23 protein-coding genes are annotated in these 24,944 nt (G+C 58.1%); 9 read left to right on the forward strand and 14 right to left on the reverse strand.

The window, feature by feature from the left end:
* Positions 1-29: 29 nt before the first annotated feature.
* The 8 genes from ACEN9K_RS14445 to ACEN9K_RS14480 form a co-directional block, all read right to left on the reverse strand.
* Complete coding sequence (locus tag ACEN9K_RS14445; RefSeq protein WP_495634582.1) at positions 30-476, reverse strand: Tad domain-containing protein; 447 nt, start codon at positions 474-476, stop codon at positions 30-32.
* Entirely contained in the window at positions 473-1,150 is a 678-nt protein-coding gene (locus ACEN9K_RS14450; RefSeq protein ID WP_488315898.1) for a hypothetical protein, read from the reverse strand. Before ACEN9K_RS14450 ends, ACEN9K_RS14445 begins: the two co-directional genes overlap by 4 nt.
* On the reverse strand, positions 1,131-1,544 hold the full coding sequence (locus ACEN9K_RS14455; RefSeq protein ID WP_495634583.1) for a TadE family protein: 414 nt from the start codon (positions 1,542-1,544) through the stop codon (positions 1,131-1,133). Before ACEN9K_RS14455 ends, ACEN9K_RS14450 begins: the two co-directional genes overlap by 20 nt.
* Positions 1,545-1,547: 3 nt before the next feature.
* Entirely contained in the window at positions 1,548-1,844 is a 297-nt protein-coding gene (locus ACEN9K_RS14460) for a hypothetical protein (RefSeq protein WP_018768475.1), read from the reverse strand.
* A 76-nt stretch (positions 1,845-1,920) separates the two neighbouring features.
* The gene (locus ACEN9K_RS14465; RefSeq protein ID WP_144599911.1) at positions 1,921-2,862 is read right to left on the reverse strand and encodes a type II secretion system F family protein; all 942 of its coding nucleotides are present in this window, start codon (positions 2,860-2,862) and stop codon (positions 1,921-1,923) included.
* Positions 2,859-3,716, reverse strand: a complete 858-nt coding sequence (locus ACEN9K_RS14470) for a type II secretion system F family protein (RefSeq protein ID WP_134163814.1) — start codon at positions 3,714-3,716, stop codon at positions 2,859-2,861. The genes ACEN9K_RS14465 and ACEN9K_RS14470 overlap by 4 nt, the downstream gene beginning before the upstream one ends.
* The gene (locus ACEN9K_RS14475; protein ID WP_488315896.1) at positions 3,713-4,936 is read right to left on the reverse strand and encodes a TadA family conjugal transfer-associated ATPase; all 1,224 of its coding nucleotides are present in this window, start codon (positions 4,934-4,936) and stop codon (positions 3,713-3,715) included. The genes ACEN9K_RS14470 and ACEN9K_RS14475 overlap by 4 nt, the downstream gene beginning before the upstream one ends.
* Before the next feature lie 346 nt (positions 4,937-5,282).
* Positions 5,283-5,639: a hypothetical protein gene (locus ACEN9K_RS14480; protein ID WP_488315895.1), complete on the reverse strand. Its 357-nt coding sequence runs from the start codon at positions 5,637-5,639 to the stop codon at positions 5,283-5,285.
* Between the two features lie 4 nt (positions 5,640-5,643).
* On the opposite strand from ACEN9K_RS14480, the gene ACEN9K_RS14485 reads away from it, so the two are divergent.
* Entirely contained in the window at positions 5,644-8,142 is a 2,499-nt protein-coding gene (locus ACEN9K_RS14485; protein WP_495634584.1) for a GH25 family lysozyme, read from the forward strand.
* A gap of 109 nt (positions 8,143-8,251) precedes the next feature.
* On the opposite strand, the gene rfbA is transcribed toward ACEN9K_RS14485, so the two are convergent.
* Positions 8,252-9,118 (reverse strand): glucose-1-phosphate thymidylyltransferase RfbA, encoded by an 867-nt coding sequence (gene rfbA / locus ACEN9K_RS14490; RefSeq protein ID WP_018768481.1) that lies wholly within the window; start codon positions 9,116-9,118, stop codon positions 8,252-8,254.
* 55 nt (positions 9,119-9,173) lie between these two features.
* Here rfbA and rfbB point away from each other — a divergent pair, with 55 nt between their 5' ends.
* The 4 genes from rfbB to ACEN9K_RS14510 are packed head-to-tail and all read left to right on the forward strand — an operon-like array spanning position 9,174 to position 12,747.
* Positions 9,174-10,172, forward strand: a complete 999-nt coding sequence (gene rfbB / locus ACEN9K_RS14495; protein ID WP_495634585.1) for a dTDP-glucose 4,6-dehydratase — start codon at positions 9,174-9,176, stop codon at positions 10,170-10,172.
* A gap of 3 nt (positions 10,173-10,175) precedes the next feature.
* Entirely contained in the window at positions 10,176-11,600 is a 1,425-nt protein-coding gene (locus tag ACEN9K_RS14500; protein WP_268003297.1) for a bifunctional dTDP-4-dehydrorhamnose 3,5-epimerase family protein/NAD(P)-dependent oxidoreductase, read from the forward strand.
* Complete coding sequence (locus ACEN9K_RS14505) at positions 11,597-12,328, forward strand: glycosyltransferase family 2 protein (protein ID WP_144599918.1); 732 nt, start codon at positions 11,597-11,599, stop codon at positions 12,326-12,328. Before ACEN9K_RS14500 ends, ACEN9K_RS14505 begins: the two co-directional genes overlap by 4 nt.
* 8 nt (positions 12,329-12,336) lie before the next feature.
* The gene (locus ACEN9K_RS14510) at positions 12,337-12,747 is read left to right on the forward strand and encodes a DUF2304 domain-containing protein (RefSeq protein ID WP_142072158.1); all 411 of its coding nucleotides are present in this window, start codon (positions 12,337-12,339) and stop codon (positions 12,745-12,747) included.
* Between the two features lie 55 nt (positions 12,748-12,802).
* Here the strand turns inward: ACEN9K_RS14510 and ACEN9K_RS14515 are convergent, their stop codons facing one another.
* Together ACEN9K_RS14515 and ACEN9K_RS14520 are read right to left on the reverse strand one after the other, a co-directional pair.
* Positions 12,803-13,684 (reverse strand): glycosyltransferase family 2 protein, encoded by an 882-nt coding sequence (locus tag ACEN9K_RS14515; RefSeq protein ID WP_018768486.1) that lies wholly within the window; start codon positions 13,682-13,684, stop codon positions 12,803-12,805.
* 131 nt (positions 13,685-13,815) lie between these two features.
* Positions 13,816-14,241: a GtrA family protein gene (locus ACEN9K_RS14520; RefSeq protein WP_268003298.1), complete on the reverse strand. Its 426-nt coding sequence runs from the start codon at positions 14,239-14,241 to the stop codon at positions 13,816-13,818.
* 433 nt (positions 14,242-14,674) lie between these two features.
* Between ACEN9K_RS14520 and ACEN9K_RS14525 the strand changes: the two genes are divergently transcribed.
* Positions 14,675-16,630 carry a DUF7657 domain-containing protein gene (locus tag ACEN9K_RS14525; protein WP_495634586.1) on the forward strand — a complete coding sequence of 652 codons (1,956 nt, stop codon included), beginning with the start codon at positions 14,675-14,677 and terminating at the stop codon, positions 16,628-16,630.
* 185 nt (positions 16,631-16,815) lie between these two features.
* Here ACEN9K_RS14525 and ACEN9K_RS14530 read toward each other — a convergent pair whose 3' ends face one another.
* A complete protein-coding gene (locus tag ACEN9K_RS14530) occupies positions 16,816-17,751 on the reverse strand; it encodes a glycosyltransferase family 2 protein (protein ID WP_268003301.1) in 936 nt (311 codons plus the stop codon).
* A 324-nt stretch (positions 17,752-18,075) separates the two neighbouring features.
* On the opposite strand from ACEN9K_RS14530, the gene ACEN9K_RS14535 reads away from it, so the two are divergent.
* Together ACEN9K_RS14535 and ACEN9K_RS14540 are read left to right on the forward strand one after the other, a co-directional pair.
* Entirely contained in the window at positions 18,076-18,837 is a 762-nt protein-coding gene (locus tag ACEN9K_RS14535; RefSeq protein ID WP_268003302.1) for a glycosyltransferase, read from the forward strand.
* Between the two features lie 45 nt (positions 18,838-18,882).
* Positions 18,883-19,809: a glycosyltransferase gene (locus ACEN9K_RS14540; protein ID WP_223992085.1), complete on the forward strand. Its 927-nt coding sequence runs from the start codon at positions 18,883-18,885 to the stop codon at positions 19,807-19,809.
* Positions 19,810-19,831: 22 nt separating this feature from the next.
* Here ACEN9K_RS14540 and ACEN9K_RS14545 read toward each other — a convergent pair whose 3' ends face one another.
* Entirely contained in the window at positions 19,832-20,815 is a 984-nt protein-coding gene (locus ACEN9K_RS14545) for a glycosyltransferase (RefSeq protein ID WP_223992086.1), read from the reverse strand.
* A gap of 33 nt (positions 20,816-20,848) precedes the next feature.
* Positions 20,849-21,757, reverse strand: coding sequence for a glycosyltransferase (locus ACEN9K_RS14550; protein WP_144599934.1), 909 nt, complete (start codon positions 21,755-21,757; stop codon positions 20,849-20,851).
* Between the two features lie 594 nt (positions 21,758-22,351).
* Here ACEN9K_RS14550 and ACEN9K_RS14555 point away from each other — a divergent pair.
* Positions 22,352-23,569: a polysaccharide biosynthesis protein gene (locus ACEN9K_RS14555; protein WP_488315891.1), complete on the forward strand. Its 1,218-nt coding sequence runs from the start codon at positions 22,352-22,354 to the stop codon at positions 23,567-23,569.
* Positions 23,570-24,944: the final 1,375 nt, after the last annotated feature.

Consider the following 24,944-nt stretch of genomic DNA (forward strand, 5'->3'; position numbering starts at 1 on the left):
CAGGATCATTGGCTCAGCGGGTGCATGACTCAGCGGGTCAGGCGTGAGCGGGCGGTGGACGTCGCTTCGATTCGGATGCCATCAGGGACAAGGAAGTTCACCACAGGTGGGTGCACGTCTGTCGTGAGGACCACGACGGCGGTGGAGCCGTCAGGTGTACCCGTTGTAGCGGCGACGGCGAGGCCTGAGAAACGCTGCGAGGCTGGGCTCCTCGAGACGAAGTCGGCAGCTACATTGCGGACGCGCGCGGGATTAAGGACAGCCGAGGGGCTTCCACCCTGGGATGTGACTTCTCCCAGGGTGTAGCTGTCGGCCGCCGCAAGCGATGCCCCGTCTGCCAGGGACAGCAGGCGCTTGTGCTCCAGATAGACGGCAGATATGCCGACGACGACCGTCGCCACCAGAAGTGCCAGGGTGATGTAGCCGAGAATCATCACCATGACCTGGCCGCTCTGGTCCGATTCCCCGCGTTTCACCGGTACCGGCCTACCAATTGGGTGGAAGACGCCTCAACCTCCGTGGCTGATAATCCGTCGGCGAATGGAATGAACGGCAGCGGTACGCTCAGGCTTACGGTGACAGTCACCGTGGTTCCGGCGGCCTGGCAGTCAGCAGGGTTGCAGGTCGTGGCCATGCGGGCCCTGTCTGCCTGGTGCCCGAAGTCGGAAAGGGCGAGGGCCACGGCCTGCTCCGCAGCTGCCTGGGCTGTGGAGGAATCCGGCTGTGCCACATAAACCTTGGCCGCCTGGTCCGCGGCACCCACCACGGCGAAGGAACCGCCCTGGATTTGCCCGACGGTGATCACGAAGTACACCAGCGGGACCATCAGCAGAAGTGCAAGGAACGTGAACTCGACTACCGCACTTCCTTGCTCGTGTCCGCTCCCCTGCTCCTCATGCACAAAGCCCTGCTGCTGGTGCTCCCCGCGAGCAGGCCTGGGGCAGTGGGATGGGTCGCCCACGTGCGTGCCCCCGGCACGCTCCCTGCAGAGCACTTCTGCCACGCGGGCCGTGACCAGGAACAGATTGGAACCGGACTGTGCGCTGGAGCGGGACTGGGCACTGGAACAGGACTGCGCACTGGCGCGGGGTGGTCCGTCGGGGTGGGGCAACGGGCTGGCGCTGAACGGATCAAGGCTGGACAGCCGCATGCCCTTTCACCTCCAGCAGGTCCCGGGGCCCAATCAGACCGATGACCGGCATTGGGGAACGGACAGTCACTTCCAGGGTGCGCATCCCCTGGACAGTTACTTCCTGCGTACTGACCTGGTCAGCAAAGCCTTCGTTCAGGGCCATGCTGATGAGGCTGCGGGTCCGCTCTTGCGCGTCGGCGGCATTGCGGTCAGCGAGTGTGCCGTACCGGGCACCAGAGGTAGCAGCATCAATAAGTGTGTTCCGGACATGCAGAACCAGGGTCAGCTGAATAATCGCAAGGAAGAACATCGTCAGCAACCCGCCAACCAGGACGAAGTCCACCACGGCTGAACCCCGCTCGCCCGGCTTGGGCAGCACTGGCTGCACGGGTCCGTGAGCGGACGGCAGCATGGTTCAGTTCCCCACCTTGTCCATTGCCTGGTTGAACATGGCCTCCAAGGCGGGGCCCGCGAGCGCCAGCAGGGCTGCAACCAGGACCGCGGACATCAGGGTTATCATCACCCATCCCGGAACGTCCCCTCGTTCAGGGTTATCGTTACCGATGGTCGGAGGCACCTGAAGGTCTTCCCTGCCTTCGGTGTACTGTGCACCGATAGGGCGCCCCCTCCCGGCTGTCGCGGGCACCTTGAGCTGCAGTAAAGCGGCAAGGCCAAGAAGCAGCAGTGCACAGCGGGTTCCCATGGTTTTCATCTTGAGTCCTATTCCTGGTTCCTAAGGTGGGCTTTAACTAATGGCAGCGGGTCCGGGCTTCGGGTCTTTCTCCCCATCAGAAGCCCAGGTTGATGGCGGCCAGGCCGGGGAAGACAGCAAACACCACGGTCAGGGGAAGCACCCCGAAAACCAGGGGCACCATCATTGCGATTTCCTTTTTCCCGGCAGCTTCCATCAGGTCCCGCTTGGCCGAATCGCGCACGTCCTGCGCCTGCGCGCGAAGCACGTCCGCAAGGGGTGTTCCTCTTTCCACCGCAACGATGATGCCGTCAACAAACCTGACCAGCGGCGCAAGGTCGGTGCGCGCAGAGAACTCCTGCATTGCCAGAATCAGCGGCTTGCCGGCCCTGGTCTCCGCGAGGATCTTCGAAAATTCCTTGGACAGCTCACCGTTGGCACTCCTGCAGACGCGATCCAATGCGCCTGTTGCGCTCTCCCCTGCGCCGACGGCCAGGGCCATCAGTTCGGCAAGGCTGGGAAACTCGGCCATCATCCGCGCTTCCCGCCGGCGGACCTGGGCGCCAAGCCAGTAATCCCGCAACACAAAACCCGCTGCGGTACTGCCGATAATTACCGCCGCTGCCAAGAGCGGACTGAACCTGCCCGCTGCGGCTCCAATGAGCATGAAAGTCGCTGAGAGGACAAAACCCGCAGCAGCCCACAGCAACTGTTCAGCGCGGAAGTCGATGGCAGACTTGTTGATTCCTGCCTGGGCCAGCCGCCGGCCCGTGGCACCAGGCGTGGGGTTCAGTCTTCCCAATGCGGACAGCCAGTCCCGGAAGACGGGACGGAAAATTCGTTCGAGGGGGCCGAAAGGTGTCAGGTTCTGCTCGCCGGCGTGCAGGAGCCTCGACTCCAGGTTTTGCGACTTAAGTTGGGGCTCTATGCGTTGGGAAAGCGTCAGGGCGCGCATGGGAGGTGACCGGAAGATCACGAGCCACAAACCAAGGCCAAGGCCGATACCGCAGATTACTGCTGCAGGCGGGATGATGATCATCGGAGCACCCTTTCGTCCTGTGGCAGGGCCCCGATCTTCAACATCACCGTGTAGCAAACAAGCGAGACCACCAAGCCGCCGAGCAGGACTGCGGCGCCCATAGGCGTGTTGTAGGCCTGGATCGCCTCCGGCCTGCTGGCAAGCAGGATCATCACGATCCAGGGAGCCGCGACGGCAAGCCGGGCGGCATTGATGGTCCACGACTGCCGCGCCTCGAGCTCGCTGCGGGTCCGGGCATTCTCCCGCAGGAATTCCGCCAAGGTGCCCAAGAGCTTCCCCAGGTCCGAACCGCCTACCTCCCGGGTCAGCCGGAGCGCTTCGACGATGCGGTCGGCCACCGGGTCAGCCAATCGCTGCTTCAACTTGTTTAGAGACCCATCAAACTGGCCTCCGGCGCGATAGTCAGCGCCGAACTCACGAAAAATGGGCCGCAATTCCTCAGGTCCCTTTTCTCCAAGCTGAATGAGGGCCTCGGGCAGGGGCAGGCCCGCACGGATCGCAGAGCGCAGATGATCCACGACGTCAGGCCAGAGTTGGCGCAGCAGGGCCGTCCTCTTTTTGGCCCGCCACCTGAGGATGGTGACGGGAAGCCATGTGCCGAAAAGTCCGAAGCAGCCGGCAATGGGCCACGAATGGCTAAGCCCGTAGAACACCAGTGCTACAAAAACCCCGAGGCCCAAGCAAGTACCGGCCAAACCGCGGGCTGAGACCCTGTCGACCCCGGCAACCGCGAGCAGGTCAGCCAGGTGGCCGGGCTTTCGCACGCGGTTCCCGGGGTCCGGCGTTTCCCAACAGGACCACCAAATGAGGAAGAGGCCCATCCCTAGCGCCGCCCCCATCAGCGCCGGGATCATCGCGGATCCAGCAGCGTGGCGAGGTCGTATCCTGCACGCGAAAACTTCTCAGCTGCCGGCATGGCGTTGGCCCGTGGTTGCAGGATTCCATTCTCCAGGGCGAAAACCAGTGACGACTCGATGATGCCGTTTTCCACGCGGCGCCCCAACGATAGGATTTGGGTCACTTGCCGACGCCCATCGGGATGCCTGCTGCAGTGCACTACAAGGTCGATGCAGGATGCAACGGTGGGGACCACGAACGCACTGGAGATGTTGTCCCCCGCCAGCAGCGGCAACGTGCAGATCTTGGTCACAGCATCGTGCGCCGAGTTCGCATGGACGGTGCACATTCCGGGCAGGCCACTGTTAAGGGCAATCAGCATGTCCAGGCTCTCGGCTTCCCGCACCTCCCCTACCACCAGCCGGTCCGGACGCATCCGCAACGCTTCCTTGACCAGGCGACGGAGTGGAATTTCGCCCTCACCTTCGAGGTTCGGCTGCCGGCACTGCAGACCCACCACGTCCCGGAGCGGAAACTGAAGTTCAAAGATCTCCTCGACCGTGATGACACGCTCCCGGCTACCTATACTCGCCGCCAGACAGTTCAGCATGGTTGTCTTGCCTGCCTGGGTGGCCCCCGACACAAGGATGTTGAGGCCACTGGACACCGCTGCGCCGAGAAATCGTGCCGACTGCGGTGTCAGCGTTCCCAACTCGACCAGGTGTTCCAGTCGGCTGGCCTTCACGACGAATTTGCGGATGTTCACGGCCCAGTGCCGGCGGGTTACATCCGGAATGACTACGTGGAGCCTGGATCCGTCCGGCAGTGCCGCGTCCACAAAAGGGGACGACATGTCCAGCCGCCTGCCGGAGCTTTTGAGCATGCGTTCTACGAGGTCACGCACGTGTTGCTCGGAGAGGCTCAGCGAGGTCAGCTCTGACTCCCCGTTGCGTGCCACATATATTTCGTTTGGCGCGTTGAGCCAGATCTCTTCTATTGAAGGATCGTCGAGGAGTGGCTGGAGCACTCCAAAGCCGGCTACGGCATCGAACAGGAACCTACGGGCAGCATCCAACGGGCCAAGGGGTGGAAGAGGCCCCATAAGGGCGCGCTCGTCATAGTCAGTGACGGCTGCTTCCACCAGCCTACGGACCTCTCCTGCCTGCCTCAGTGGGTCCAGCCCACGACGGCGGATGAGCTCGCGGACTTCGTCCTCGACAATTTCCAGCGCGTCCATATGTTCCCCCATACAACTGCCGCCCCCAGCGGAGGCAGTTCGACTGGGTACAGCTTAAGTAGAGCGTCCTGCCGCAACAAGTCATTCAGCACTCCTGTGGATAACTGACGACCCTCAAGATTCCCCTTAGTAGGGCTCAAGATTTCGCTTCGAAGACCACAGGATTCACATAAGTAACACCAGAATCACTGGTTGCGCCAGTAACACTGGTGCTATGGTGAGCGCGTTATTTATCGAAATAGCACTATCAGGTGCCTTCCTGGGGGAAATCACCTGAGCAGTATCCAAAGAGGCGCTTGGGGGAGCGCCGCATTGTCTCCGGAGCACATATGAAGCGGAACCTGTCTCAGTCCCGTCGCCCAATCATGATGTCCCTTGGGGCCGGCTTATTAGCTGCCTCCTTGCTGACCGGCCCTGGCCTGATCGGAGCAGCTTCCGCTTTGGAGCCCAGTCCCACACCAACGCCTGCCCCGTCCCAAACTGCCACTACGCTGCCACAGGCGACGCCGGCACCAACAACCACAGCGTCGCCGCAGCCTTCCATCGCAGCCAGTTCGCCGACGTCGGCTGCTCCCCAGTCAATGGCCCAGGCCATCGGCCCCGGCGGGGCGGAAATGGGGCAGAGGTCCAAGAGAGTGACCTCTGCTTCCCCGTCGCCCACCGCCCAGAAGCTCAGCGCCGAATCGCTCGCAACAGAGGGCACATGGATGCCCTCCTTTGGGATACAGGGGCTTGACGTCAGTGGACACCAAACCAGCGTCGACTGGCAGCAGCAGTGGAACATGGGTGCCCGGTTCGCGTATGTGAAAGCCTCTGAAGGCAATTACTTCACGAATGATCTGTTTGGCTCACAGTACCAAGGCGCACGAAGCGTGGGGATGCTCCGGGGCGCATACCACTTCGCGATCCCCAACTGGTCTTCCGGCGCCGATCAGGCGCGCTATTTCGTGAACAACGGTGGTGGATGGTCCGGCGACGGCTATACGATGCCGCCGGTTCTCGACTTCGAGTTCAACCCCTACGAGGGTCGGACGATCAACGGCTTCTACTTTGGCAACACCTGCTATGGCATGTCCCAGGCGCAACTGACATCCTGGGTCCAGGACTTCGGAAACACGATGAGGTCCCTCACCGGCAGACTGCCGATGATCTATACGAATACAAATTGGTGGAACCAGTGCCTGGGCAATCCCACCGGTTTTGGGGACTATCCCTTGTGGGTTGCGGCCTACCCGTACTCGGCAACCAACGATGCGGGCGCCATTCCGACAGGGAGTTGGGACACCTACAGCATCTGGCAGTACAGCAGCACCGGGCCGTTTGCTGGGGACTCCAACGTTTGGAACGGGGACTATGCGGGACTCAAGGCATTCGCTGGGACCGCTATTCCGCTTGCAGCAAGTCAGGGTATTAGTGACGTCAGAGCCCGCACGCCGGAGCTGGGGGCCCAGACATCGGCAATAGTTTGTGGTCTGCGCGACGGCGGCTGCTACCAGAACTATCAAAATGGCGCTGTGATCTGGTCGCCTGCCAGCGGAGCACAGCCAAGCCCTACGGGCCCTATCCGTGGCGTCTGGCAAGCATCCGGTTTCGAAAACGGAATACTGGGCTACCCAACGTCTGCTGTCGTATGCGGCCTGAAGAATGGCGGTTGCTTTCAGGACTTCCAGAACGGGGCGATCATCTGGACATCGGGCACTGGCGCTCAAATCAGCGTGAGAGGCCCCATCCGAACGGCATGGGCAAACTCGGGATTTGAAAACGGACCCATGGGTTATCCACTGGGAGGCCAGGTATGTGGCCTTTCCGCTCAAGGTTGCTACCAGAATTTCCAGTCGGGTGCGATCTTGTGGTCGCCCGGCACCGGAGCCAACCTCAGCCTGAACGGTCCCATTCGAACGGCTTGGCAGAAGACCGGATTCGAGGCGGGACCCCTGGGATATCCCGCCAGCGACACGATTTGCGGGCTGCGGGACGGCGGCTGTTTCCAGCGCTTTCAAACAGGGAGCATCGCCAGTTCCACTGCCACCGGAACGCACATCGTTTGGGGCGACATGGAGTCGGCTTGGCGCACTTCCGGGCGGGAAGCTGGACCGCTCGGGTATCCCACTCAGGATGAATCCTGCGGACTGAAAAACGGGGGGTGCCGGCAACTGTTCGAAAAGGGTGCCACCGTCTGGTCACCCTCCACTGGAGCCCAATTGAGCCCCAACGGACCTATCCGCACGTTGTGGCTTCAGCAAGGGGGTGAGAGCGGTCTGATGGGATATCCCACCGGACCTCAAACATGCGGGCTCGTGAACGGCGGCTGCTTCCAGGAATTCGAAGGCGGGGCCATTATTTGGTCAGCGACCTCCGGTGCGCAGCTGAGCAAGGCTGGTCCCATCAGAAATGAATGGGCTCGAACCGGCTTTGAGAACGGTGCCATGGGCTACCCCACCGCAACCGAAGTTTGCGGGCTACCCGACGGAGGCTGCTCGCAGGATTTCCAGAACGGCTCACTTACGTGGACTTCCGGCAGAGGCGTCTTGCAGGTCATGTCCCCAATTTTTGCCTCATGGAAAGCTCAGGGGCGCGAGTCCGGAGTACTTGGCTACCCCAGCGCAACCCAAGTCTGCGGACTTGTCGGAGGAGGCTGCTACCAGAACTTCCAGAATGGCGCCGTTCTCTGGTCGGCGGCCACGGGCGCCCAGCCGAGCCCTGCAGGGCCCATCCGCACACTCTGGGCTGCGACAGGATACGAAAACGGTTCTCTCGGATACCCCACCAGTAACCAGGTCTGCGGCCTGAAAGACGGTGGTTGCTACCAGAACTACCAAAACGGGGCTATTCTCTGGTCTCCCGTCACGGGCGCGCAGATAAGCCCCAACGGACCCATCAGATCCAAGTGGGGCTCCATGGGCTACGAGCTCAGCGAGTTGGGATACCCTACGGGCGGTGTGGTCTGCGGCATCAGGGACGGAGGCTGCTACCAGAATTTCCAAGGCGGAGCGATGCTGTGGTCGCAGGCAACGGGGGCTCAACCCAGCAGTGGAGCGATTCGTGCAAAATACGCCAGCCTTGGCTACGAGAACAGCTTCCTCGGCTATCCCATCGCAGCAACTTCCTGCACCTTGGCCAACGGAGGCTGCTTCCAGAACTACCAGGGCGGGTCCATCACCTGGAGCCCCACAACTGGGGCCAGCGCAAGCACAGTGCGTCGGTAACCGCTGTGGCTCCTGCTGCGGGCAGCAGGAGCCACAGCGGTTGAGCTCTTGGATTCAGAACAGAAAAGGGTTGAAGCAGCCGCTTCAACCCTTTTCTGTTTGTAGAAATCTACTTTTCGGCGAGGAGCTCGAGCAGGTATGAGCCGTAACCGCTCTTGACGAGGGGTTCGGCCCTTTCGCGGAGTTCATCGTCGGTCAGGAACCCCAGCCGCCACGAGATCTCTTCGGGCGCTCCAATCTTCAAGCCTTGCCGGTTCTCCACCGTCCGAATGAAATTGGAGGCATCGTTTAGGTCGTTGAAGGTCCCGGTGTCGAGCCAAGCAGTTCCCCGGGGCAGGATCTCGACCTGCAGCTTACCGGCGTCCAGATAGACGCGGTTCACGTCGGTGATCTCGAGTTCACCGCGGGCGGACGGCTTGAGGTTCTTGGCGATGTCAACAACATCGTTGTCATAGAAGTAGAGCCCTGGAACTGCGTAGTGGCTCTTGGGTGCCGCGGGCTTCTCTTCCAGGGACAAAGCCTTGCCATCGTCATCGAATTCCACCACCCCGTAAGCAGACGGATCCTTGACCCAGTATCCGAAGACTGCTCCCCCGTCGATGGTCTTGAACCTGCGCAGCTGAGTGCCCATGCCCTGGCCATAGAAGATGTTGTCACCCAGGACCAGAGCAACGCTGTCATCACCGATATGGTCCGCACCGAGCACAAATGCCTGGGCCAGTCCGTCAGGAGAAGGCTGCTGCTTGTAGGTGATGGAGACGCCGAACCGGGACCCATCCCCCAATAAGCGTTCAAACTGCTCCGCGTCGTGGGGAGTGGTAATGATGAGGATGTCCCGGATCCCAGCCAGGATCAGCGTGGACAGCGGGTAGTAGATCATCGGCTTGTCGTAGACCGGTACCAATTGCTTGCTGACACCCAGCGTGATGGGATGAAGCCTGGAGCCGGTTCCGCCGGCCAGTATTATTCCGCGCATGTCCCCATCTTTCCCTTCGCTAGGAGCAGCAGCAAATCCGGTAGTCTAGGGAATTATGCAGCGACTTCTCGTAACCGGCGGAGCCGGCTTTATTGGCTCGAACTTTGTCCACTACGTTTTGGAAAACACCGACGACCACGTAACGGTTCTGGACAAGCTGACCTACGCAGGTAACCTCGAGTCGTTGAAGGGCCTTCCGGAGGAACGTTTCACCTTCGTCCGGCGGGATATCGCGGACGCAGCCCTTGTAGATGGTCTTGTTGCCGATTCCGACGTCGTTGTTCACTACGCTGCCGAGTCGCACAACGACAACTCGTTGCACGACCCACGCCCTTTCCTGGACACCAACATCATCGGCACCTATACGCTCATTGAGGCAGCGCGCAAGCACAACAAACGCTTCCACCACATCTCCACGGACGAAGTTTACGGAGACCTGGAGCTGGATGACCCGGAGCGTTTCACCGAACAAACGCCTTACAACCCCTCAAGCCCGTACTCGTCAACCAAGGCCGGTTCCGATCTGCTGGTACGGGCATGGGTACGCTCCTTCGGCCTGCAGGCCACCATCAGCAACTGTTCCAATAACTATGGTCCGTACCAGCACGTGGAGAAGTTCATCCCCCGGCAGATCACCAATGTCATCGACGGCATTCGCCCCAAGCTCTACGGTAAGGGCGAGAACGTCAGGGACTGGATCCACGCCAACGACCATTCCTCCGCTGTGCTTGCAATCATCGCCGGGGGAAAGATTGGCGAGACCTATCTGATCGGCGCGGACGGCGAGAAGAACAACAAAGACGTCGTAGAGCTGATCCTCAAGCACATGGGACAGGCCCCGGATGCCTACGACCATGTGGTCGACCGGCCAGGTCACGACCTCCGCTACGCCATCGATTCCACCAAGTTGCGCGACGAACTCGGGTGGAAACCTCAGTTCTCCAACTTCGACGAGGGCATCGAAGACACAATCGCCTGGTACCGGGATAACGAAGACTGGTGGCGCCCGCAGAAGGCTGCCACCGAAGCAAAATACAAGGAACAGGGCCAGTAATCCATGTCGCTGGAGTTCTCGAAGAAGCTTGCTGCCCACCAAACCCCCATTCCCGGCGTCGTTCTCTACGACCTCCCGGTCCACGGCGACAACCGGGGATGGTTCAAGGAGAACTGGCAGCGGGAAAAGATGCTTGCTCTCGGGCTGCCTGACTTCCGGCCCGTGCAGAACAACATCTCCTACAACGAAAAGGCCGGAACCACCCGTGGGATCCATGCCGAGCCGTGGGACAAATTCATTTCGGTGGCCACCGGCCGCATCTTCGGGGCGTGGGTTGATCTTCGGGAGGGCCCCTCGTTCGGTGCGGTCTTCACGGCTGAACTCGACCCGAGCCAGGCAATCTTCATCCCCCGCGGAGTCGGCAATGCGTTCCAGACGCTGGAGGACAATACCGCCTACACGTACTTGGTGAACGACCACTGGTCCGCGGACGCTCAAGGTCAATACACCTTCCTTAACCTCGCCGATGAGACGGCTGCGATCCAGTGGCCGATTCCGCTCACCCAGGCGGAACTCTCTGACAAGGACAAAGCGCACCCGCGGATGGCCGACGTGGTCCCGATGGCAGCCAAGAAGATCCTTGTGGTAGGTGCCGGGGGGCAGCTGGGCAAGGCACTTCGTGCCCAGTACGACGGCGATACCTCGGTTGAGTTTGCAGGCCGCGCTGAGTTCGATCTCACCAACGCGAACAGTTTCAAAAGCAGGAACTGGAAGAACTACTCGACGATTATCAACGTCGCCGCCTACACTGCTGTCGACGCGGCGGAAAGCGCAGATGGGCGGGCCTCCGCCTGGTCCATCAACGTCGCGGCCGTAGCGCAACTGGCGCGCACCGCCGTCGAGAATGATCTCACTTTGGTCCATATTTCCTCGGACTATGTCTTTGACGGTAGCCGCGATATCCACGACGAGGACGAGCTCTGCTCTCCCTTGGGCGTTTATGGGCAGACAAAGGCCGCCGGAGACGCGGTAGTCAGCGTGGTTCCCCGCCACTACATTGTGCGGACCAGTTGGGTTATTGGAGAAGGAAATAACTTCGTCCGCACCATGGCCAGCCTGGCGCGAAAAGGGGTCAAGCCTTCCGTCGTGAATGACCAGACAGGCCGCCTGAGCTTCACCCAGGACATTGCGGCTTTCATTCGACATTTGCTGGAGTCGGATGCAACCTATGGTTTGTATAACTTCAGCAATGACGGGCCCGTCAGGAGCTGGGCGGATATTGCGCGGGATGTGTTCGAGCAGTGCGGGGCATCCGGCAGTGACGTCACTGGCATCACCACTGCCGAATATTTCAAGGACAAGGCAGCGGCCCCGCGGCCACTTTCCAGCACGCTCGACTTGGCAAAGACGCGCTCTACGGGTTTCGACATACCTGATGCCGACGAGCGGCTGGCAGCCTATCTGAAGTTGGAAAACGATAAGGCATGAGACCTGTAGATCAGACGCAGCACACCCTTGTGATCATGCCGGCCTGGAACGAATCGGAGGCCATCGGCAACACGATTCGTGAGGTCTTCGAGTTTGGCCCGGATTGCGATGTCCTGGTAGTTGACGACGGTTCACGGGACGACACGGCACAGGTAGCCCGTGATGCAGGCGCGCTGGTTGTGCAGCTACCGTTCAACATGGGCGTTGGCGGTGCCATGAGAACCGGGTTCAAATTCGCAAAGATGCACGGCTACACCCAGGTCATCCAAGTGGATTCGGATGGCCAGCACGATCCCCGGGATATAAAAGCCGTCCTCGATGGGCTCCAGGAAGCAGACATCGTCATCGGTGCCCGCTTCGCCGATAAGGGCAATTACACAGTCCGCGGGCCCCGTAAGTGGGCCATGAACGTCCTGGCGTGGACGATATCGAGGGTCGCAGGAACCCGGCTCACGGATGTCACGTCAGGGTTCCGCGCTGCGAACACAAAGGCCATCCGGCAATACGTTGACCACTACCCTGCGGAGTACCTCGGGGATACCATTGATTCCCTGGTTGTTGCGATCCGGTCCGGGTGCACCGTGCGCCAGGTTGGAGTGTCAATGCGGGAGCGGCAGGGCGGGACGCCGAGCCACGACCCATTGAAGGCAGCCATCTACCTCGGCCGGTCAGCTTTTGCCCTCCTCTTCGCTTTGACGCGCAAGAAAAACGTACCGTCATCCAACTAGGAGTTCACATGGCCACGCTTGTTGGCTTCATCTTTGTGCTGGTCATTCTGCTCATTATCTTCGAGATGCTCCGCCGGCGTCATCTGAGGGAAAAGTACGCAGTCCTCTGGATCATCATCGGTGTTGGAATGCTGGTCCTTGTTGCGTTCCCACAGCTACTTTTCTGGGCCAGCGGCGTGCTCGGCGTTCAAGTGCCTTCAAACCTCCTTTTCGCGATGGCATTGCTTTTGCTCGTCCTGGTCTGCCTTCATCTGTCTTTCGAGCAGTCCCAGGCTGAGGACGAGATCCGTGTCCTGGCCGAAGAAGTAGGAATTCTGCGGCTCAAAGTACAGGAACTGGAAAAAGGCCAAACACGCGATCAATCTGTACCGGGCAACGAGGTGCCAAGCGCGGGAAGGCCGCCCGAAACCACTGCTTAAACTATTCAGGTGGCTGCCGGTCAATGCCTGCAGCCACCTGAATTATTTAAGTCTCCTAAGAGATAACGTGTTTCAACAGCCGGGGCAGGGAATCGGTCTTCCCAATCGCCAGGGAACGCGCGACCAGGGTAGCGGCGTTCAGACGCGACGTCGTATGGAAAGCAGCCGCGCGAGCTGTCCTCTGCCAGCCGAGTTCGCGGAATCGGCGCGCCTGGCCCTCGAAGAAGGCCCGCTCCTCATCGAAGCGCCTCCCATCCAGAGCCTTAACTGATGAGTCTGAGGCTGAATGACGGCGATAAAGGAATGCCAAGGTTGGATCAACCACCATAGATCCGTTTTCAGCAGCAATATCCAGCAATAGTGCGAGGTCCTGGACGACGTGCAGCCCCTCGGTGAAACCGATGCGGCGAATCACGTCCGTGCGCCAAGCAAGGGACGGGAAGTAAGCCCAGTCTGCCCGCATAAGGCTGGTTGCCATTCTTTCGCCCTGCAGGAGGACCGGTTCCTTGACGCTCGGGGCATAGACCTTCTTGACGATGTCGACCAGAGGCGACGCGACTCGGCCCTTCTCGTCGATCACCTGGACCCCTGGCTGCACCACGCTGGCTTGTGGGTAGGCTTCGAAAGCCTTTGATACTACTGCCAGATAGTTCGGCAGCATGATGTCATCAGCGCCCATGACGACGACGATGGGGGCTTCAGCCAGGTCCAGGGCCTTGCGGTAGTTTCCGTTGGCACCCAGGTTCTTTTCGTTCTTTTGGTAGCTCACCCGAGGGTCGGAGATGGATTCGAACCAGCGCTGAGGTTCCGGGCTTGGAAACCCATCATCCACCACGATGAGCCGCCAGTCTTCGAACTGCTGGCTCATGACGCTCTGGGCAGCGAGTTTCATCAGGTCGACGTCCCCATAGTAGGGAAGCAATACATCAATGGCCATGTGCCAGGTAGATCCTTTTCTTGTCTTCCAGCGGATGCCCGCCAGCGGTTAGTCCGAACGTGAGCCAGATGGTCGTTTGAGGAGTGCTAGTCCGTGCCTTCAGCGGTCACAGTTCCTGCACGAGCAGGAACTTATCCGGGCTCATGCCTGAAAATCCATACCTTATAGAGCCAAAAGTTCCAAGATGTGGTCAGTACAGTCGCGAACGCCTTGCCTATTCCGTAGGAAATTCCCCAGGCGTCGAAGCCGTTCACGATGACATCTATTGCCACGATGTTGAAAACCACCAGGGCCAGATACTTGAGCAGGCTCACATGGCTCCGGTTTCTGGCACGGAACGTAAAGGAGCGCTGGAGGGCGAAGTTGAACACCAAGCTGGCGACAAAAGCGATGGGCGTGGCAATCCAGAGGTCCACTCCGAAGACTTCATGCATGAGGGCCAGTAGAGCAAGATCTACTGCGAAGGAAGCGCCTCCAACGAGCAGGAACTTGATCAGGTGGCTGCGCTCAACGATCCCTGAGATCCGGGAAGCGAGTTTCTGTGCTCGATGCTTCACTGATCGCGCACTGTCTGTTGTCTGCAAGCCACTCCCAGTTCCGTATACCCCCGCAGGTTGCAGTCGGGCTCAAGCCATCATACCGGGTGGCTGTCCATGGGGTGCTACCGGCAAAGAGGTCGAGGCGGCATTCGCGCCGACGGCTTCGACCGGTTCCATGACGTTATACTTGCGTTGCCGTTGCATACGTGGCGCCCTCGCCGGGGGCGCGGGGGTTAATTCGGCGCTTCAGAAATTTGGGGAGCAACAACACATCATTCTGCGGCATCGAGCCATAGCCGGTGATTTCACCTTTGGACCCCTTGGTCTGGGCGCCAGCCGCGATCTATGGGCGGCAGGGATCCCATGCAAGTCGGTCGAAATTGTCTGTGCAGCGTCGCGCCCGGGTTATGGCACAGGTAACAGCAGTCGTTAGGCAAGAAGGAAGAGCAGAATGTCACCCCAGATGTCGTCCAGACTTCAAAGCATCAGCTTGCATGCCTGGCGTTGGGTGTCAGCTTCCGACCGAATGGCGCGAATGGCCGTCATCGCTGTATATGCATTCCTGGTGATCACCGGCGCTACGACCTCTTCAATTGGAGTGGCAGAACTCCGACAAGATCCCTCCCACCCCGAGGGATACCAAATAGGGTCAAGTTCCGTCATCCGCTCGGACGAGTTCAACGCGTTTTCTCCTATAGCGATTTCGATCATGGCTACGGGTGCAGCGCCAACGACAAGCTACCTTGCGGCCCCCGCCGATGTTGTTCACAGGTACCCATCTGGCGGCTTCTTTGAAACATTCGTCTACTTTGATTCCACAATGCTTCGGGCGGCGGCGATACTTCCAGACGAGATGGTCTTCGCAGCCCATTGGTGGCTTCCTGCCGTCGCGCTCTTCCTCTTTCTCCCTAAATGGTTCGAACAGGTTGGATCGTCCCGCAATATGGGCTGGTTGGCAGCGTTCCTGATAGCGCTCTCCCCCGCCGCATCCTGGTGGACGATGATGCCTATTCAGCTCATTGCCTACACGGTTGCGGGCTCGAGTTTGCTTCTCTCCGCCTACTGCGGCTTCAAATCTAAACGGTCAGCTCTACCGCTTTTGCAGTCGGTTGTCGGCGGAATCCTCCTTGCCGGCATCCCTAGTTTCTACATTCCTTGGTCACTCGTTCTCGGTTTGCCCGTTCTTGCCGCAAGTGCTCTCTGGATCCTGTCCCGGAAGGACGGGTGGCTGCCAAAATTAAAAGCCGTTGGCTTCACCGCTGGTGTCGCACTGATCTTCGGCGTCGGCACGCTGCTGGAAAATGAAAAGGGCATCAATGGGCTGCTGAACACCGTCTATCCGGGTTCGAGACGGTCGACCGGTGAAGCCCAGCCATTCGGATTTCTTTTCGGCGCGCCAGCTCTCGGCGAACTCAAGGATGCAGTGCCTCTTGGCAGTAACCAGAGCGAGATGTCAACGGCCTTCACAGTGACGTTCGTCTGGGCTGTCGTGATATGGCTCGGCATCTCTGCCATGGGCAGGTGGCGCGACAATGTCGTGGCCCTGGTGCTTGCCTTCTCGGGTGGTTTATGGCTCTTATGGTGCTCTTTCAACTTCGGGCCCATGGGCGCGAAGATTCCCCTGCTGAACTACGTGCAGCCTGCCAGGGCAGCACAGGTTTGCGGAATCTTGGGGGCGCTGTTAGTCGGTGTGCTACTGTCCCGACTGCCGGACAATCGTCGCTGGCGCCTCTCGATAGCTTCGGCTCTGGCAACAGGATTGGTGACAGCGTATGCAGGATCCGAGCTTCAACTTTCTTACCTTCCTACCATGTCGAGGAAAGAAGTTCTGCTTGCCGCTGCTGGCGTCGCCGTCGTGGTCTTCATTGTGACCAGCTTTCCCAAGTCCGCCTTTTCTGTGGGTATTGCAGCAGCCCTGATGGCGATCCCTGTTTTTGGATCGAATCCCCTGATATTTGGGCTGGGTGACCTGCGTGCATCGACAACGGCTAAATATTTCTACTCTGAAGGCAAAGTAAGCCGCGCGGCAGGTTCGCTTTGGGCTTCTGACCGGCCCTCGGTCGACACGTTGCTGCTCGCTAACGGCGTACCGTCACTTACGGGAGTTCAACGTTCCGGCCCGGACGCTAGCAAGTGGACCGTCTTGGACCCCGAACAGCGCTTTGCCAACGACTGGAACAGAGGTGGCGGCTTTATCCAGTTCTTCTGGACGCCAGGGGCACCGCCGGCGTTTTCAAATAACGGTACGGACAGAACAATCGTCCACATCGATCCATGCGACCTCAAGGAGTCGTTTCCCTCCCTCACCCACATCACTGCGTCGCAAGAACTTTCCGGGTCCTGCTTGAGCCTGGAAAAGGAGCTGACATGGTCGGGACAAGAAACCCTTATCTACAAAGTTTCGTAGACAAGGCGAATGATCCACTTCTCACAGTTTCACCCTAGGGTTGAGATGACAGAGCCTACTCAGTCGCAGAGAGGATCAGCCTGTCCCACCGTTGTCCAGCCTTCACAGATAGGCCGAGAAACCTGCCTCGCTGAAGATGCCGGCCAGTCTTTGCATAGCTAGGCTGCCGGCGCCCACATACTCCACTAAACGTTCATACTTTTATGTTCGAGGGCTGTGTCGCGTTCTGTAGGGCTCAATTCATCCAACAAAGTGCCCGGAAGTTCCTTACGTGCGGATTTGACGAGGCCTTGATATGCCCCGCGGACTACGCTTCGAATCCACAACTTCTTGTCTTCCGCGTGCGGCCCCTGGAGCAATGCGGCGCCGACATAACCCAGAATCTCAAATGCCTTTCGTTGGATGCTCATTTGGGGATCTGTCCGGATCAGCCAAAGCTTGTTTCGAAGGAAGTAGAACAGACGCCAGCCCATGTCTTTTGACCCTGACTTGCTGAGGGGATGCTTGATCCTGCTCTCCCGCACCATCACAGCCGGGGCTATACGAGACAAGCGAAAGGTGTACTCGGTGTCGTCAACCCAGATGAAATAATCCCTTTGCGGCAGGTGGGTTTGGCGGGCGACGTCAAGATTTACCAAAACGCCTACGAAAGTCGCTGCATCGATTGCGATCGCACCTTTGAGGTTCGCACTCACCTGGCGGCTGATGTCGTTGCTGAATACAGGCGGGTTCCCAGTGTTGATGGTGTTTCCACCCAGCGTGACCATAGATGCCAGGAAGGAGTAGGGCTCAGAAGCGCTTCCTGCAAGCTCGATCAGCGGTTCCAAGGCGTCCAGCTCCGGCTCGGCGTCATCGTCCATCAACCAGGCATACTCGTGTCCGTGCGCAATCGCCAACTCAACGCCCCACGCAAAGCCACCTGCTCCACCGACGTTGGAGCCCGTGTCAAAGAGTTTCACCTTTGGAAACAATTCCTTCACCAGTTCAGGAGCGCCGTCGGTGGACGAGTTGTCGATCACAATGATTTCGTCGAGTGCTCGTGTCTGCCCCTCGAGGGCAGCAAGACATTTTTCGAGGAGGTCTTTCCTGTTGTATGAGACGACCACAGCAGCAACGGTCATTGGACTTCCTGTCGAAAGGTGAAGATGAACCCATCAACCATAGCCCATCCGCCTCGGTAAGCTCCTGGGTCGGGACCCGCTGGCTTCCCACGCTTCTGATCGCGGAGAACGTATACAGCAGAGGCTCCTGCTGCCCCGGCAAGGATGGTGTATCGGACAGGCAGACACCAGCAACGCCTCTTCGTGCAGGAACCCGGCCTGGCCTCTACCGTCGAAGACCCGCAGACGGAGTCTCGTCAGGAATACGGGTAAACTCTTATAGACCTCACGTATTTGCTACCGCGTGATTCTCCTGTCCGTGAGTTGAAGAAGGGCTTCCGACTAATGACAGAAAATGTCCGGGTCAGCGTCTGCATGGCCGCCTATAACGGCTCCGAATTCATCGCAGAGCAGATCGAGTCCATACTGCCGCAGCTCGGACCAAATGACGAACTGCTCATAGTAGATGATGAATCCACGGACGACACAGTCGCACGGATTGAGGCTGTTCAAGATTCGAGGGTAGTCCTTCATCGCAATAAGCAAAATCTTGGCTATGTGAGAACATTTGAAAAAGCGATATGGCTAAGCAGCGGAAATTATATTTTTCTATCCGATCAAGATGATATATGGGTCCCAGGCCGGCTGGACAAAATGCTCGCCGCTCTGGCCGACAAATCCATGGTGGTAACAAACTGCAAGCATTTTGGTGGTGAATCGGGTCGTTTTCATGACATCAGGCTTCGCAGCAGAGATTCCCAGAAACATTTTAGGAATCTCCTGGGAATTGTTATTGGGTATAGACTGCATTGGGGCTGCGCCATGGCTTTCAAGTCAAATTTGAAGGAGTTGGCGCTCCCTTTCCCGTCTCATATGTCTGAATCCCACGACCAGTGGTTGGCAATGTGCGGTAATTTTTCAAAGAGCATCGCCTATCTTGAGGATGACACGATACTTCACCGGCTGCACAATGAGAATCTGACCCCCAGAAAAATGCGCGGAATTAGTAAGATTGTCCGCGCCCGCGCCGCGTTCCTAGCCAACCTCGTCACTCTGGCGCTTCGAAGCAGGCGGCGGCGCAAATCGCCCGCAACTGTCAAAGGTTGAGTTTGCTGCGCGCTAAATCCGCCACACATCGCGAAACGGATACCCATGTTTGAAGCAGGACCCCAGCATAAAGTTGCCGCCGTCGTCACCAGCTATAACCCCTCAGTTGACATCATCTCCCGTGTAACTCTCCTCCGGAATCTTGTACCCTACATATTGGTCGTGGACGACGGCTCCAATCAGGATGCGTCGCCCATTCTTAGCGTTCTGGAAGAAGACGGCATAACAGTTCTCCGCCAGCCGCGGAACTCAGGAATTGCCAGTGCGCTCAACGAGGGCATCCGGCAGGCGCGCACCCTATGGGAGCCCGACTGGATCCTTACTATGGACCAAGATTCGACACTCGGCGAGAACTACGTGGAAAATGCACTTCGCAGCTTCCGTAATGCGGCTGCCCAAGGAATGCGAGTTGGCCTGGTTTCACCGGAGTCGCACAACGCAAAACCAGTCAAGAGGCTCCATGGAAACGAAGACGTAGTCCAGGCCTTTGACCCGATGCAGTCGGGTTGTCTTATTCCAGTCAGCGTATTGGACGACGTCGGGCTTTTCGATGAGAGCCTGTTCATAGACTGCGTTGATACCGACTTTAATCTCCGGATCCGTGCAGCAGGTTACTCAACCCCTGTCGGCGTCGGCTGCGACATCGAACACTCCCTTGGAGAAACACGGCCTATGTCTATAATGGGGCGCCCTTTGCGGGTTGACGGTCAGGATCTTCAGATTATCCATCACTCTCCTGTTCGCGTTTATTACATAACCCGAAATATCTGGCTCATGGTCGTCCGCTACTTTTCTACGAATCGTATTTGGATGTTGCGACGCCTTTGGATGGAAGTCGAGAGCAACATTGTCCGCGTCGCATTTGGGCCACGCCGCATCGCGTTCGTGCGCGCGTGGCTTACTGGTATCCGGGATGCAGTCGCCGGTCATTCTGGCCGCATTCGACCACAAGATGCCGCGAAATTGAAATAGAAGCCGGCGATGACCAGCGGGGTTATCGCCGAAGTACCGATGCCACGGCAGCGCCTGCTGCAAACGTTATGGCTGAGGGTATCGAGACGTGCTTGCTTGAAACGGCGGACCATAGAACTGCCAGCTTCTTGATCCAGTATTTTCTGGGCGTCACAACTTCCAGGAGCGGCTCCAATGCCTGGAGGCGTTGCGGCGCTCTCCCTCGAAGCTCAAGGACCATGGTACGAGACCAGCCGAACTTGATGTTCATCATCACGCGCAAAAGCGATGACAAATTACCCGCACCTTCGAATTTGTGACCCATTCTTCGGAAGTTATCGATCGAACGCTTTACATTGAAACTCCGGTCCGGCTCACCCAGAACGTTCCCTCCATGCTGCACATAGTCCTGTACTAATGCGTCAGCAATATAAGCCCCTTCAGCGACGGCCGCGCAAAGCCCAATCCAATGGTCGTGGTTCTCGGATGGATTGCTCAAACGAGGAAACGGAAGAACGGTAGCAAGTAGTTCCCTCCGGAAGACGGAAAGGCCCCCGGTTATCTGATTGTCAACGAGAAGATGCGCTGGCGGGACGTTGCATCGATTAGTGGATTCAGCGAGGACAGCACCCGTCTCGGTGACTACACGAGCTTGGCCAGTCGCCAGTGAATAGTGAGTAAGATAGGGAATCAACGTGTCCAACTTATTTGGATACCAAAAGTCGTCCTGATCCGATAGAGCAATCCAGGTGGCATCCACCGGCACATGCTCTAGAACTCGTTCGAAATTTCCATAGAATCCCAAACGCTCATCAAATCCGATAACCTGGAACCGAGTGTCGCCCATAACAGTTTCATCGACGAAAGCCTTGATTTCATCACAGCCACCGTCAGCCGAAATTAAGCATAGGAACTCATCATGCGATTGATCGCGAATCGATTGCAGTTGACGCCGGAACAGGTTCCAGTCAGGTTTGTAGGCCGCTAGGGCGACAACACCAAAGCCCGTCCGAACCTGATCGTTCAATTTATTCCCCTTCACCCAACCAAAAAACACAGGCTAGCTCAACTTCTGCATGTCGCTGGCCCTAATAATACCATTTCGAAACATTGAGGCATCGCGGACTCCGAAGAGCATGGCCCGTAAAATTTCCTTCTTATTTTTACTAAAAAGAATCCTTCGAGAATGGTTGACCAGCTCGTAGTAGCTTTTACGCGCAACCCAAATTGGGTCCGCCAAGAAGTAACGGAAGAAAATTAATAAATTGTTTCGAGTGATGTAATAGACACGTACCGGCGAATGGTACGTATAGAGCCTCTTCTTTCCCCAAAAACTAACCGTACTTTGTTGTCCCAGAGAGTGCGCCATATTGCACCCACTGCCGCAAAGAACTGCAAGGCCGGCCTTCCGCACTCGTAGCGTAAATTCAGAGTCGACTGCGTCGATAACGAGCTTCTCATCCAAGCCCCCTACCGCGTTGAAGGTCGAGCGGGGTATTAACATTCCCGATTGCCATGGATCGAAGGGCTGCTCGAATCCGAGTAAGGTTCCGTTTCCGAGGACTGGGCTGTTGTTATATGTCGCAGCACTTACGAACCCCACTGGTATGTTCAGCTCACGCGCAAGCCTGTCCGTCTTCAAAGCATTGCTGACATAATCCTGGTCCGGTATGGAATCTTGGTCCAAGGTCAGATAATAGTCAAACCGGCCGATCGCTGCACACCTGCTTATACCTATATTGAGCGTTCTGGCTATGCCGGCGTTGTTTGGTGAATGAATTACTTCTGCACCCAAAGACCGTAATTCTTCAAAAACTGGCATTGTGGAGGAATCATTTGATCTGTCATCTACGACAACAACCAAATCCACCTGCCCAACAACGGCCCTAAAAACATCAATGACCTTCTTATCGGGATTATACGCCGCTATAATCGCGGCGACGCGAACGCTCTCCTCTCCCTGCGTCATGAAAATTTCCTCAATTCATCGTGTAGCTGTTTATCTTGCAGCGCCCGCCGCCGCAGTTGTCAGCATCCGAGCTGAAACTCGAGATATTCGGAAAGATGGGCTGCATACTCGGCAGCATTCATGCCCACCACGACAGCCCGAGCACGATCCGCAGGCAAAGCCGAACGCCCCGAACTTTCCCGCTCAAACGGCTCTGTCGTCAACCAATTCTAATGGACCATGACCCAAGCACCATGATGCTGGCACGTCTCACCGCCCCTGCAAGTACCACGAAGCAGACTTCCGGCCATTTTGTTGAGCCGTAATGTGGACTTCCCTATGTAGCTGACACAGAGCCTTGGACAGCACTAGCGGCTTCAGCGCCTCTTAGTGTGGCGAGATGTGCGGACATTCTGCGAAGCAGCAGCCCTCTGCTTCCATCCCGCGAGTCCACCAATCGGGGCTGTACAGCGCTGCCTCCGAAGGTGGGATTAGTATCACGTGGCCCATCAGGCAATCCTGGCCCCACCGCGTGGTGAACTATTATTGGGTACTTGGCCTGTTCAAACTCGAGGAACGCGAGAAATCTTGTCAGCGAAACCGATCATGGCCTCCTTGGCACGTCTTGCAAGTTTTTCCCTAACAGTTGGCGTCGGAACGATCGTTGGGCTTGTGTCAATTCCGGTGATAACCGGGATCGCCGGAGCACAGCTTTGGGCAGTTCAGGCAATGGCCCAATCTGTGTCGATCATGTTCGGCATCCTTGTTGCCTTCGGTTGGGGCACTACCGGTCCGTCGATGGTTGCCTCGATGAACAAGGCACTTCGACCCCAGCTCTTCGTTGATTCGCTTGTTAGTCGAGGCTACCTATATTTGATCGCGGCCCCGGCGATGGCAGCCGTCATGATCATCCTGCAACCTGAACATGTGCCTCTCGTTGTGCTGGCCTCCATCGCGTATTTGCTGCCGTTCCTTGGCGGAAACTGGTACTTCATAGGTGAAGCCAAGCCCAAGAGGCTATTTTTCCTCGATGCACTCCCGCAGTTTGGTGGGACTTTGATCGGCCTGGCAGTCCTGGCTCTAACCCGCGAGATCATCTGGCTGGTAGCGATACAATTGCTCTTCAATATTCTTGCTCTGGCCCTTACCTGCACGGTCATAGTTAAACCTGCGAAGGCAAGTATTACGGCAAACTTCAGGGTAAGGGAAGCCTTTAGCCGGTTGGCGCACCAGAGACACGGCGTCGTCACAGCCGCGACCGGAAGCTTATACGTGAACCTGCCACTAGTGGCGATCAATCTATTCCTGCCCGCGCAGCTGGGGGTCTACCTCATGGCGGATAGAATTTTTCGCTACGGCGTTTTGGCGCTTTCCCCGCTCCTTCAATTCATTCAGGGCTGGATCCCCGAAGGGGGTCCCGAAAACCTAAAGCATAGGCTCGTGCGGAGTGCTCAGGTTGCACCCTTGTTCGGATTTCTTGGCGGAATGGGCATCTTCCTACTAGGTCCGGTCGCAAGCGAGATATTGTCCAACGGTTTAGTTATTTTCCCGAGTTCACTGAGCGCTGCTGTGGGATTGATGTTCTTGTCAGTGGCAGTTTCCCAGATCCTTGGGTTGGCTTGCCTCGTGTCCGTGGGACAGGGAAGAATCCTTGTCCAATCAACCGTTCTCGGTGCCGTCTGCGGCGCGCCTGCTATTGTGTTGGCGGCGTTGTTCACCGATGTCACCGGAGTAGCGTGGGCAGTCGCGGTTTCTGAAATACTAGTTGCCGCGTATCAAGGCAGAGCCCTCCGACGATACTTCGTCAGGAACACGGCTCTCTCTTATCCCTAAATCCAGCCACCGACTTGGGCGTGCGACTTACGCAACCCAGTTCCAGGGTTAACCCAAAAGTCTCGCTGCCGGGCCGCGTGTAAAAGCCACGGGGCGTGGTTGTGCTGCAGACGTACACGATGACACGGGCGACGATTTTATGAAATTGAGTGTAGCCAGCGCTGCAGACACGGATGTTGACCACGCCGGCCCAAAATGCGCCCCGGAAAATGTAGTTCATCCACTATGTTCGACTTCTCCGCTAGGCAGCGCGTCAGTATCCCGCAAGTGAAATCCACCGACGGCCGTTCCTACTCTCAGCAGCCTAGATGTACTGAGCAGAATGGTGGTTATCATGAATGGTTGAGGACCTCTTAGATCCGTACACTTGGCGGAAACCACGGTTCTGGGAATCTGCGCGATCGGCTGGCTCCTTCTATGAGCCCACTCCCGTGAGCCATTCTTTGACGTGGGTTCAGGGGACTGAAAGGGCTTGCCACCAGAGTCTTACGCGGCAGACGCTGATTCCGATGCATTTCTGTGATCCAGCGACCCTCTGGCAGCACGGCTCAGGCGAGAATAGTGATGGCCTGCTCCGGCAGTACTTCCCGACAGGAACAGACTTCGACGTCCACAGCCCCAAACACCTCACCAAGGTCGCGGCCGAAATTAATCGCAGCCCCCGCGAAGTCCTGGGTTGGCAGAGTCCAATGGAGCACCTGGCTAGACGGACTTCACCGGCGACAGAACCATAAACCGTTGCATCGACCGCTGAACTCCGCCGCCGTCACAAAGGCTCGCCTATCGACCGTCACCGACAGGTAGACGCATCATCATGAAAGCGTGTTGTCACCGGACGCGCGGTCGCCCACGCGGCCAGGGGACTGGGCTTCTCAAGGGACCCGCTCCCACCACTGGACAAGCCGATACCGCTTCCACGGCTGGGAAGACCTTGAGGACCGGAGTTCCCGTCCAAAGTAGTGCCCTCTCGCCACCCGGGCCACATTCCTGTCAAGCGGGTGATGTATCGGGAGGGGCCGACGGCCTCGTCTTGCGCTGCGTGTCCCGTGCCCGGACGGTCTGTAGGATTCTGGCCCGCGCCGGCATGCCCCGGCTATGCGACCCGGATCCGAGCTTCTCCTGCCAAGGACCACCGCTATGAACGTGACATCCCGGACACATGATTCACATCCACGCCGAGGATAGTCGACCGTATTCCCGACAGCGGCGGTCAGCAGACAGACCTTTCCCAAAGCCGGGCCACCCACTGCCCTTCGGGCAGACCTGGATCTTACTACGTCCTCGCCGCGGTTGCTTGCTCCCCCGCTTCGCCTACGCCGGGTCCTGCCCGACGAGAAAAGCCCAACCGGCGCCAGATTCCTCGCCCGCTCAAGAG

Source organism: Pseudarthrobacter sp. Pseusp20 (assembly GCF_059492155.1).

Bases quoted from the DNA above. Each gene is read 5' to 3' on its own strand.
- ACEN9K_RS14450 (WP_488315898.1), bottom strand. From the start codon at position 1,150: ATGCGGCTGTCCAGCCTTGATCCGTTCAGCGCCAGCCCGTTGCCCCAC.
- ACEN9K_RS14535 (WP_268003302.1), top strand. From the start codon at position 18,076: ATGACAGAAAATGTCCGGGTCAGCGTCTGCATGGCCGCCTATAACGGC.
- ACEN9K_RS14465 (WP_144599911.1), bottom strand. From the start codon at position 2,862: ATGATCATCATCCCGCCTGCAGCAGTAATCTGCGGTATCGGCCTTGGC.
- ACEN9K_RS14505 (WP_144599918.1), top strand. From the start codon at position 11,597: ATGAGACCTGTAGATCAGACGCAGCACACCCTTGTGATCATGCCGGCC.
- ACEN9K_RS14510 (WP_142072158.1), top strand. From the start codon at position 12,337: ATGGCCACGCTTGTTGGCTTCATCTTTGTGCTGGTCATTCTGCTCATT.
- ACEN9K_RS14485 (WP_495634584.1), top strand. From the start codon at position 5,644: ATGCCCTCCTTTGGGATACAGGGGCTTGACGTCAGTGGACACCAAACC.
- ACEN9K_RS14460 (WP_018768475.1), bottom strand. From the start codon at position 1,844: ATGAAAACCATGGGAACCCGCTGTGCACTGCTGCTTCTTGGCCTTGCC.
- rfbA (WP_018768481.1), bottom strand. From the start codon at position 9,118: ATGCGCGGAATAATACTGGCCGGCGGAACCGGCTCCAGGCTTCATCCC.
- ACEN9K_RS14470 (WP_134163814.1), bottom strand. From the start codon at position 3,716: ATGATCCCGGCGCTGATGGGGGCGGCGCTAGGGATGGGCCTCTTCCTC.
- ACEN9K_RS14530 (WP_268003301.1), bottom strand. From the start codon at position 17,751: ATGACCGTTGCTGCTGTGGTCGTCTCATACAACAGGAAAGACCTCCTC.
- ACEN9K_RS14500 (WP_268003297.1), top strand. From the start codon at position 10,176: ATGTCGCTGGAGTTCTCGAAGAAGCTTGCTGCCCACCAAACCCCCATT.
- ACEN9K_RS14540 (WP_223992085.1), top strand. From the start codon at position 18,883: ATGTTTGAAGCAGGACCCCAGCATAAAGTTGCCGCCGTCGTCACCAGC.
- ACEN9K_RS14475 (WP_488315896.1), bottom strand. From the start codon at position 4,936: ATGGACGCGCTGGAAATTGTCGAGGACGAAGTCCGCGAGCTCATCCGC.
- ACEN9K_RS14525 (WP_495634586.1), top strand. From the start codon at position 14,675: ATGTCACCCCAGATGTCGTCCAGACTTCAAAGCATCAGCTTGCATGCC.
- ACEN9K_RS14455 (WP_495634583.1), bottom strand. From the start codon at position 1,544: ATGCTGCCGTCCGCTCACGGACCCGTGCAGCCAGTGCTGCCCAAGCCG.
- ACEN9K_RS14550 (WP_144599934.1), bottom strand. From the start codon at position 21,757: ATGACGCAGGGAGAGGAGAGCGTTCGCGTCGCCGCGATTATAGCGGCG.
- rfbB (WP_495634585.1), top strand. From the start codon at position 9,174: ATGCAGCGACTTCTCGTAACCGGCGGAGCCGGCTTTATTGGCTCGAAC.
- ACEN9K_RS14515 (WP_018768486.1), bottom strand. From the start codon at position 13,684: ATGGCCATTGATGTATTGCTTCCCTACTATGGGGACGTCGACCTGATG.